General features: G+C 67.2%; 9 protein-coding genes. 3 read left to right on the top strand and 6 right to left on the bottom strand.

All coding sequences use genetic code 11. The annotated features are described in order from the left end of the window. Nucleotides 1–43: 43 nt before the first annotated feature. Both PVW49_RS13930 and PVW49_RS13925 read right to left on the bottom strand, forming a co-directional pair. Nucleotides 44–1,789: an ABC transporter ATP-binding protein gene (locus tag PVW49_RS13930; RefSeq protein WP_274590810.1), complete on the bottom strand. Its 1,746-nt coding sequence runs from the start codon at nt 1,787–1,789 to the stop codon at nt 44–46. After that, the gene (locus PVW49_RS13925) at nt 1,786–2,499 is read right to left on the bottom strand and encodes a phosphatase domain-containing protein (RefSeq protein ID WP_338020390.1); all 714 of its coding nucleotides are present in this window, start codon (nt 2,497–2,499) and stop codon (nt 1,786–1,788) included. The genes PVW49_RS13930 and PVW49_RS13925 overlap by 4 nt, the downstream gene beginning before the upstream one ends. 155 nt (nt 2,500–2,654) lie before the next feature. Between PVW49_RS13925 and PVW49_RS13920 the strand changes: the two genes are divergently transcribed. Then, the gene (locus tag PVW49_RS13920) at nt 2,655–3,860 is read left to right on the top strand and encodes a pyridoxal-phosphate-dependent aminotransferase family protein (protein WP_274590809.1); all 1,206 of its coding nucleotides are present in this window, start codon (nt 2,655–2,657) and stop codon (nt 3,858–3,860) included. Here the strand turns inward: PVW49_RS13920 and PVW49_RS13915 are convergent. The 3 genes from PVW49_RS13915 to PVW49_RS13905 form a co-directional block, all read right to left on the bottom strand. Beyond that, nucleotides 3,832–4,023 (bottom strand): hypothetical protein, encoded by a 192-nt coding sequence (locus tag PVW49_RS13915; protein ID WP_048532891.1) that lies wholly within the window; start codon nt 4,021–4,023, stop codon nt 3,832–3,834. The two genes, PVW49_RS13920 and PVW49_RS13915, sit on opposite strands and share 29 nt — an antisense overlap. Nucleotides 4,024–4,205: 182 nt before the next feature. Continuing rightward, nucleotides 4,206–4,889: an ABC transporter ATP-binding protein gene (locus PVW49_RS13910; protein ID WP_048532890.1), complete on the bottom strand. Its 684-nt coding sequence runs from the start codon at nt 4,887–4,889 to the stop codon at nt 4,206–4,208. After that, nucleotides 4,882–6,180, bottom strand: a complete 1,299-nt coding sequence (locus PVW49_RS13905; protein ID WP_048532888.1) for a lipoprotein-releasing ABC transporter permease subunit — start codon at nt 6,178–6,180, stop codon at nt 4,882–4,884. The genes PVW49_RS13910 and PVW49_RS13905 overlap by 8 nt, the downstream gene beginning before the upstream one ends. A gap of 153 nt (nt 6,181–6,333) precedes the next feature. On the opposite strand from PVW49_RS13905, the gene PVW49_RS13900 reads away from it, so the two are divergent. Beyond that, nucleotides 6,334–7,443, top strand: a complete 1,110-nt coding sequence (locus PVW49_RS13900) for a pyridoxal phosphate-dependent aminotransferase (protein WP_274590808.1) — start codon at nt 6,334–6,336, stop codon at nt 7,441–7,443. Between the two features lie 39 nt (nt 7,444–7,482). Beyond that, entirely contained in the window at nt 7,483–7,881 is a 399-nt protein-coding gene (locus PVW49_RS13895; protein ID WP_074836165.1) for a DUF2177 family protein, read from the top strand. On the opposite strand, the gene PVW49_RS13890 is transcribed toward PVW49_RS13895, so the two are convergent. After that, on the bottom strand, nt 7,882–8,628 hold the full coding sequence (locus PVW49_RS13890) for a rhomboid family intramembrane serine protease (protein WP_048532884.1): 747 nt from the start codon (nt 8,626–8,628) through the stop codon (nt 7,882–7,884). It abuts the gene before it with no gap. Between the last annotated feature and the right edge of the window lie 5 nt (nt 8,629–8,633).

The following is an 8,633-nucleotide window of genomic DNA, read 5'->3' as shown; positions in this document are numbered from 1 at the left end:
GCGACGGTTGAATCAGAAAATCAAATCATACGCAACTGTAGTACTAGGCGCCGTCCTGCATCCGGTACAACCCGGCATAGACACCGTTCCGCGCCAGAAGCGTCTCATGCGTGCCTTCCTCGACCACCCGCCCCTGATCCATGACGACGATCTTGTCGGCATGGCGCACGGTCGACAGCCGATGCGCGATTACCAGCGTGGTGCGGCCCCGCGCCAGTCGGTCCAGCGCCTCCTGCACCAGCGCCTCGGAAGCGGTGTCGAGCGCCGAGGTCGCCTCGTCGAGCAGCAGGATCGGCCGATCGCGCAGCACTGCGCGGGCAATTGCCACCCGCTGCCGCTGACCACCCGAGAGGTTCGAGCCGCGCGGCCCGGCCGGGCTGTCGAGCCCTTCCGCCAGCCGCGGCAGGAAATCCGCCACATGCGCAGCCTCGAGCGCCGCGTTCAGCCGATCTTCGCTGACCTCGCGGCCGTCGAGCACGATATTGTCGCGCAGGCTCTCGTCGAACAGCAGCGCCTCCTGGCTGACCACGGAAAACAGCCCGCGCACCTCGGGCACCGCCATGTCGCGCACGTCGGTGCCGCCGATGGTGACCTGGCCGCGCTGCACGTCGACCAGCCGGGTGATCAGGTTGAAGACGGTGGATTTCCCCGCCCCCGAAGCGCCGACCAGCGCCGTGGTCTTGCCGGCCTCGGCCACCAGCGAGGCGCCACGCAGCACCGGCGCGTCGCCAAAGGCCAGGTGCACGTCATCCAGTACGATTTCCGGCGCGCCCTGCGGCGCGGGCCGGGGGGTTGCCGGCGAGGCCAGCCCCGGCCGGGTCTCGAGCAGCTCGCGCAGCCGCTCGATCGCCGCCGCCGCCACCTGCCAGACACCCGAGACCGCGCCCAGCCGGCGCAGCGGCTCGAAGGCCAGGCCGAGAGCGGTGAAAAAGGCCATGAAATCGCCCACCGTCTTGGTGCCGTCGATGATCTCTCGCCCGCCATAGAGCAGCACGCCAAAGAACCCGACACCGGCCATCAGGTCGACCATGCCGGGGATCAGCGCCTGGCCGAGCGAGGATTTGACCTCGACCCTGATCCGCTTGTCGGTCAGCTTGGAATAGCGCCGCGACTGGTAGCGTTCGAGCCGGTTCAGCTTGATCGGCACGATGCCGTGAAAGATCTCGTTGAGCCGCACCGACAGCCCGGCTGCCACGTCGCGCGCCACCCGTGCATGGCGGCGGACATAGCGTTGCAGCACCACCACCGGCACCACCATCACGGGCACGCCGATCAACGCCACCAGCGTCCAGCGCCAGTCGATCGACAGCGCCACCCCGAACAGCGACACCAACGCCACGACGTCGCGGCCGGCGCCGGTGACCAGGGTCTTCCAGACCTTGTTGATCGAGCCGACATCGCCCTCGATCCGCTGCATCAGGTAGCCGGGGCTGTGGGTCTGATGGAACTGGCCTTCCAGGGTCATCAGGTGGTCCACCAGGTCGGTGCGAATCTCGCCCGAGGTGACCTGGGCCAGTCGTGTCAGCACCACCTTCTGCACCACCGAGGCCGCCGCGCGCAGGGCAAAGATGCCCAGAATGGCAAGCCCCACAAGCACCAGCTTGTCCCCTTGTCCGCCGATGAAGATCTGGTCGAACATCGGTTTCATCATGTAGCTGATGGCGCCGTACATCGCGCCTTCGAGCGACATGAAGACCAGCGCCACCGCCAGCAGCCAGATGTGCCGCCGCAGGTACTTGCGCCAGAGCCAGCGTGCCAGCCCGCGCGAATTGGGCGGGGTCTCGCTCACGCCTCGTCCTTTCGGTCGCGCAGCATCTGCGCGGTCTCGGCCGGGGTCTTCCGGGCATCCCAGGCGTCGTTCAGCCGGGCGGCGCGGTATTCGCTGCGCAGCCAGTCCTCGAAGCCGATCGGCTCGGCGTTCTTGCGTGCCTCGTAGACCGAGAGGATGTAATCCTGCACCCCGGTCTTGGTCCATTTCATGTGCAGGTATTTCATCGATAGCTGCTTGCGCGCCTCTTCCACCGGCAGGCCTTCGAACACCATCAGGTACATCGCGGCAACGATCCCGGCGCGGTCGGCGCCGGACTTGCAATGAAAGACAAACGGCTTCTCGATATCGCGGAAGGTGTCCAGAACCGCCAGAAGCCGATCCCGTTTGGTGGCATTGCGCGCCCAGAGCTTGGTGACGCGGAACTCCATGCCAAGCGCTTCGCAGGCTTCCTTTTCAAACAGGTAATGGGCGAATTTCTCTTCGCCGCGCAGGGTCACCACGGTCTTGATGCCGAGCTCCCGATAGCGTTTGAGCCGGCGCGGGCCGGGATGGTTCGAACGATAGACGCCCGGCGCGATTTCGAAGAAATTGGTCCAGAGCACGCGCAGGAAGGCATGGTCGACGACGTTGTAATGCACATTGCCCCAGAACCGGCCTTTCGGCGTGGAGATATCCTTGCCGAAGGACCGGCTGAACCGCCGGTTGCGGTCCTCCAACCAGGTCATCATCTTCTTGATCATCGACACTGCGGCCGGTGGCCGCCTCCCGGGGTTTCGCTGGCGCGGGTGTAGGCGCTCGGGGCCCGGCTGGCAAGCCGGGCGGTGGCGATTGACGAAGGCGCCGCGCCGGGGTTAGCTGCGCGTCGATCCACGGAGAACGCAACATGCCCCTCGCCAATGGCCGCACCTACCGGGCAATCCCCGGTCCCTCGGAAACGCCCGACGCCGTGCAACGCGCGATGCACCGCAGTTCGGTCAATATCTACGAAGGCGAGGTCGTCGAACTGACCGAGAGCCTGCTGCCGGATCTGCGCCGAGTGGCGCGGACCGAACATGACGTTGCGATGTATATCTGCAACGGTCACGGCGCCTGGGAGGCCGCGCTGGCCAATGTGCTGAACCCCGGCGATCTGGTGCTGGTGCCGGCAACGGGGCGGTTTTCGCACGGCTGGGTGGAAATGGCGCAGGGCCTGGGCATCGAGGCCGAGATCCTGGAATTCGGCTTGCAGAGCCCGTTCGACCCGGACCGCATCGAAGCGCGGCTGCGCGCCGACACGGCGCGGCGCATCAAGGCGGTTCTGGCGGTGCATGTGGATACCGCCACCTCGGTGCGCAACGACATTCCCGCGCTGCGGGCGGCGATGGATGCGGCCGGGCACCCGGCGCTTCTGATGGCCGATTGCGTCGCCTCGCTGGGCTGCGACCGCTTCGAGATGGATGCCTGGGGTGTCGACGTGCTGGTCGCCGGCTCGCAAAAGGGGTTGATGGTGCCGCCGGGCATGGGCTTTGTGTTCTTTTCGCCCAAGGCCGCCGCGCATCGCCCCGACCGGGTGTCGCGCTATTGGGACTGGACGCCGCGCGCCCGGCCCGAGATGTATTACCAGTATTTCGGCGGCACCGCGCCGACCCATCACCTCTATGGCCTGCGCGTCGCGCTCGACATGATGAAGGACGAGGGGATGGAGGCGATCTGGCAGCGGCATGCCACGCTGGCCCGGGCGATCTGGGCGGCGGTGGAGCATTGGGGGCAGGCCGGGCCGCTCCGGCTCAACATCGCCGATCCGGCGCATCGCAGCCATGCGGTCACCACCCTGGGTATCGGAACGCCCCAGGGCCAGCGGCTGCGCGACTGGTGCGAACGCAACGCCGGCGTGACGCTGGGCATTGGCCTGGGCATGGCGCCGCCCGACAGCCAGGAGCGGCACGGTTTCTTTCGCATCGGCCACATGGGGCATGTGAACAGCCACATGATCCTGGGCGTGCTGGGGGCGATCGAGGCGGGGCTTGCCGCGCTCGACATTCCGCACCACGCCGGCGGCATCCAGGCCGCCACACGGGCGATCAGCGCCGCCGCGCCGCCAGCCAGCTGATCCAGGTGTTGAGCGTCAGCCCGGCGAGCACGACCGCCGCCAGCCCGAAGGCCGCCAGCAGGGCAAACAGCATCCAGATCAGATTCACGCCGAACATCACCAGGCACGCGGCGGTGTAATCGGGCGCGCGCCCGACGGGGCGGTCGTGGGATCGATGGTACATGCGGCACCTCGCGCAAACTGCGACGCCGTCAAGAATAGACCGCCCGGCGCGCCTGTCATCTAAAGTTTTCGCCAATCGCCTGCGGTGTTCGCGCCCCGGGCCCGACCCGGGGCCGCACGCGCCGGATGTGACCGGTCCGGGGGCCCCGGCGCGGTGGCCGGGGCGGGGTCACGCGCCGGCGGTCATGCCGGGTCGAGGTGGCCGTCGGTCATCCGCAGCTGCCGGTCCATCCGCGCCGCCAGCTCGAGGTTGTGGGTGGCGATCAATGCCGAAAGTCCGGTTTCGCGCACCAGATGCATCAGAGCCTCGAACACCGTGTCCGAGGTCGCGGGGTCGAGGTTGCCGGTGGGCTCGTCGGCAAGCAGCAGGCGCGGCGCATTGGCCAGCGCGCGACAGAAGGCCACCCGCTGCTGTTCGCCGCCCGAGAGCGCGCCGGGGCGATGACCGGCGCGGCCCTGCAAGCCGACGGTTGCCAGCAGGGTCTCGGCCCGGGCCTCCGCCGCGCCGCGGGCCACACCATTGGCGAGCTGCGGCAGCACGACGTTTTCCAGCGCGGTGAATTCCGGCAGCAGGTGGTGGAACTGATAAACGAATCCCACGTCGCGCCGCCGCGCGGCAGTGCGCTTGCGGTCGCTCAGCCGGGTCATCTCCTGGCCGCCGATCCGGACCGAGCCGGCATCGGCGGTGTCGAGCAGCCCGGCGATATGCAGCAGCGTCGACTTGCCCGCCCCCGAGGGCGCCACCAGCGCCACCACCTCGCCGGGGGCGAGGCTCAGGTCGACGCCCTTGAGCACCGCCACCTCGTTTTCGCGACCCTGGTTGTAGGTCTTTTGCACGCCGTCCAGCGCCAGCACCGGATCACTCATACCGCAGCGCCTCCACAGGGTTGAGCCGCGCCGCGCGGCGGGCGGGAAAGATGGTGACGATGAAGGACAGCCCCAGCGACAGCGTCACCGCCGAGAGCACATCGCCCAGCTCGAGCTTGGCCGGCACCGCGTAAAGCCCGCGGATCGACGGATCCCAGACGCCGCCGCCGGACAGGTAGTTCACCACCGCAAAGATCGGGTCGATGTAGATCGCGAAGAGACTGCCGAGGATCACGCCAAGGAACGTGCCGATCAGCCCGGTGAAGGCGCCGCAGATGAAGAATATCCGCAACACCGAGCCTTCCGAAAGGCCCATGGTGCGCAGGATGCCGATGTCGCGGCCCTTGTTCTTGACCAGCATGATCAGCCCCGAGACGATGTTCATCGCCGCGATCAGCACCAGGATGGCGAGGATCACGAACATCACGTTGTCCTCGATCTCCAGCGCCCGGAGGAAGGCGCCGCTGGCGTCGCGCCAGGTCCAGACCAGCGCCCGCTCGCCCGCCACCTCGAGCAGCGGCAGCGCATAGCTGTCGACGGTGTCGGGGTCCGCGACCATGACCTCGATCTCGTCTGCCACGCCTTCGCGGTTGAAATAGCTCTGCGCCTCGGCAAAGGGCATGTAGACGCGGGTGCGGTCGATGTCGTGGCGGCCGGCGGTGAAGACATAGCCCACCTCATAGGCCTGCACCCGCGGCGAGGTGCCGAAGGGCGTCTTGACCCCGTCGGGCGAGATCAGCTTGATCCGGTCACCGATCGTCACCCCAAGCTCGCGCGCCACGCCCGAGCCGATGGCCAGGCCCGGGCCAAAACCGGAGAGATCGCCCTGGCTGTCGATCGGGTTGGCGACGCGCGGAATGGTCGAGAGATCGGCGGCAGAAATGCCGAAGACCTCGACACCGGAGTTTCGGCCATTGGCGGTGGCCATGACCTGGCCCTTGACCAGCGGCGCGGCGCGGGTGACGAAATCGAGCGCGGAGATCCGCGCCCGCAAGGCATCGAAATCCTCGATGCTGCGTTCGATCTGGCCGAATTCGTTGATCTGCTGCTGATAGTAGACGGTGACATGGGCGTTGGTGCCGACGATGGTATCGACGAATTCCTCGCGAAACCCCGAGCGCACCGCCAGCGTGGCAATCAGCGCAAAGACCGCCAGCGTGATGCCGATCAGGCTGATCCAGGTCATGGTGCTGACGCCGCCTTCGGCGCGTTTGGCGCGCAGGTAGCGCCAGGCGATCATCCATTCGAAGGCGGCGAAGGGCGCGGGGCTGCGCGGAGTGGCTCTGCTCATGGGCTTTCCTTGTTTCGCGCGGAAATTGGTCAAAGGGGCCGCAAGGGTCAAGCGGCGAATGCCGCGGCGCCGCGCGGGCTGTCGCGATTGTGTTGTTCGGGCGCGATGGCGGAGCGCTTGCATCCTTCGGCCGGCTCGGGATAGTGCAGGGGGATGAGAGGACCGCGTTTCACCGATATCGTCGCCGCCCTGCCGCCCACCGTGCCCTTCGTCGGCCCGGAACAGATGGAGCGTGACCGGGGCGCGCCTTTCGTGGCCCGTCTTGGCGCCAACGAAAGCGTCTTCGGCCCGTCGCCGCTGGCCAGCCGGGCGATGCAGGCAGCAGATGCCGAGATCTGGAAATACGGCGACAGCACCAGCTTTGATCTGCGGCATGCGCTGGCCGAGGATTTGGGCATCGGTGCCGACAATATCGTCCTCGGTGCCGGGATCGACGGGCTGCTGGAATCCACCGTGCGGCTGATGGTCGGCCCCGGAGATCAGGTGGTGACCTCGGATGGCGCCTATCCGACGTTCAACTTTCACGTGGCGGGCCATGGCGGCACGCTGCACCGGGTGCCCTATCGCGACGATCACGAGGATACCGAGGCACTGCTCGCCAAGGCGCGCGCGGTCGGGGCAAAGCTGATCTATCTGGCCAACCCCGACAATCCGATGGGCAGTTGGCTCTCGGCGGCGCAGGTCGAGGCGATGATCGCGGCGCTGCCGGCGGGATGTGTGCTGGTGCTCGACGAGGCCTATGTCGAATTCGCGCCTGAGGATTCGGTGCCGGCGTTTGACGTCACGGACCCGGCGGTTCTGCGCTTCCGGACTTTTTCCAAGGCGCATGGCATGGCCGGCGCGCGGGTGGGGTATGCCATCGGCCAGGCTGATGTGATCGCCGCCTATGAAAAGGTGCGCAACCATTTCGGGATGAACCGCTCGGCCCAGGCGGGCGCGCTGGCGGCCTTGCAGGATCGCGCGTGGCTGGCCCGGGTGCAGCGCGACGTGGCCACGGCGCGCGACAGAATCGCGGCGATCGCGCGGGACAACGGGCTTCGGCCGCTGGCCTCGGCCACCAATTTCGTGGCGGTGGATTGCGGCGCCGACGGCGATTTCGCCCGCCGGGTTCTGACCGGCCTGCTGGCACAGGGGGTCTTTGTGCGAATGCCCTTTGTTGCGCCGGAAGACCGCTGCATCAGGATCAGCGCCGGCACGCCGGAGATGCTCGACGCTTTTGCCGCCGCACTGCCCGAGGCGCTCGCCGTCGCGCGACGGGGCTGAGCCACTGGTCTTTGCCGGCCTGCGGCCTATCTTCGCTGCATGCAGATTCTCATCTTGTATTTCGCCACCGCGCTGGTCTTTCTCGGCCTCGATGTCATCGGGTTGCGGCTCCTGATCCGCCCGGTGTTCGAACGCCATGTCGGCGACCTTCTGGTCGACGGGTTCCGCCTTGTTCCGGCGCTGGTCTTCTACCTGTTCTACGTCGCAGGGCTGATCTGGTTCGTCAGCCTGCCGGCCCTGCGGGCCGAAGCGCCGGCGCAGGCGGCGCTGGGCGGGGCCTTTCTGGGGGCGCTGGCCTATGGCACCTACGAGTTCACCAATCTGGCGACCTTGAAAGGCTGGTCCTGGTCGATGCTGCTGACCGATCTGAGCTGGGGCATTTTCCTCACCGGCTTTGCCGCCTGGGCGGGGCTGATGATCACCCGCGCGCTGAGCTGATCAGCGCCGCCGCCGCCGCCCGGCGCGCGGGATCGAACTGCGTGACAGCGGATACGTGGCATCGGGATGCGGCGGGTGGCCTTGGGTTTTCGCCCAGAAGCGCGGCCCGCCAAGCCGCATCCACAGCGGAAGGCAGAGCACGATCCCGGCGACGAAGCCGCCGGCATGGGCCCAATAGGCGACGCCGCCGCCATCGCCCGGCGTGCTGAAGCCGCCAAAGAGCTGCATGCCGAACCACAGCCCCAGCATGATCCAGGCCGGCAGCGGCAGAACCTTGAAAAAGACGATGAAGATCAGCAGGATATCCACCTTGGCCCGAGGGTAGAGCAACAGGTAGCCGCCCATCACCCCGGCAATCGCCCCCGAGGCGCCGACCACCGGCACCATCGATTGCGGCGCACTGGCCCATTGCAGCACCGCGGCGGCCAGCCCGCAGGCGAGGTAAAAGCCCAAATAGGGCAGGTGCCCCATCTCATCCTCGATATTGTCGCCGAAGATGAAGAGAAACAGCATGTTGCCCGCAAGGTGCAGAAAACCGCCATGCAGGAACATCGAGGTGAAAACCCCGGTGATCCCCTCGCCGGCGCTGACCTTGGCCGGGATCAGCGCGTAATCCCAGTAGAAATAGGACAGCGCCCGGTCGCCCATGTCCACATATGACAGGAACACGACGATATTGATCGCCATGAGCGCATAGGTGACAAAGGGCGTCCGGCCGGAGGGGTTGTGATCGCGGATCGGGAACATGGGGG

Origin of the sequence: Marinovum sp. PR37 (assembly GCF_028807375.1) — a bacterium.
Classification (GTDB): Bacteria; Pseudomonadota; Alphaproteobacteria; order Rhodobacterales; family Rhodobacteraceae; genus Marinovum; species Marinovum algicola.
Note: the sequence above shows the minus strand (reverse complement) of the source record. Positions and strands in the feature narration are given on the sequence as shown.

Excerpts from the sequence above, each read along its gene's own strand:
- PVW49_RS13920 (WP_274590809.1), top strand. The coding sequence starts at position 2,655 with ATGCCCCTCGCCAATGGCCGCACCTACCGGGCAATCCCCGGTCCCTCG.
- PVW49_RS13890 (WP_048532884.1), bottom strand. The coding sequence starts at position 8,628 with ATGTTCCCGATCCGCGATCACAACCCCTCCGGCCGGACGCCCTTTGTC.
- PVW49_RS13915 (WP_048532891.1), bottom strand. The coding sequence starts at position 4,023 with ATGTACCATCGATCCCACGACCGCCCCGTCGGGCGCGCGCCCGATTAC.
- PVW49_RS13900 (WP_274590808.1), top strand. The coding sequence starts at position 6,334 with ATGAGAGGACCGCGTTTCACCGATATCGTCGCCGCCCTGCCGCCCACC.
- PVW49_RS13925 (WP_338020390.1), bottom strand. The coding sequence starts at position 2,499 with ATGATGACCTGGTTGGAGGACCGCAACCGGCGGTTCAGCCGGTCCTTC.
- PVW49_RS13905 (WP_048532888.1), bottom strand. The coding sequence starts at position 6,180 with ATGAGCAGAGCCACTCCGCGCAGCCCCGCGCCCTTCGCCGCCTTCGAA.
- PVW49_RS13910 (WP_048532890.1), bottom strand. The coding sequence starts at position 4,889 with ATGAGTGATCCGGTGCTGGCGCTGGACGGCGTGCAAAAGACCTACAAC.
- PVW49_RS13895 (WP_074836165.1), top strand. The coding sequence starts at position 7,483 with ATGCAGATTCTCATCTTGTATTTCGCCACCGCGCTGGTCTTTCTCGGC.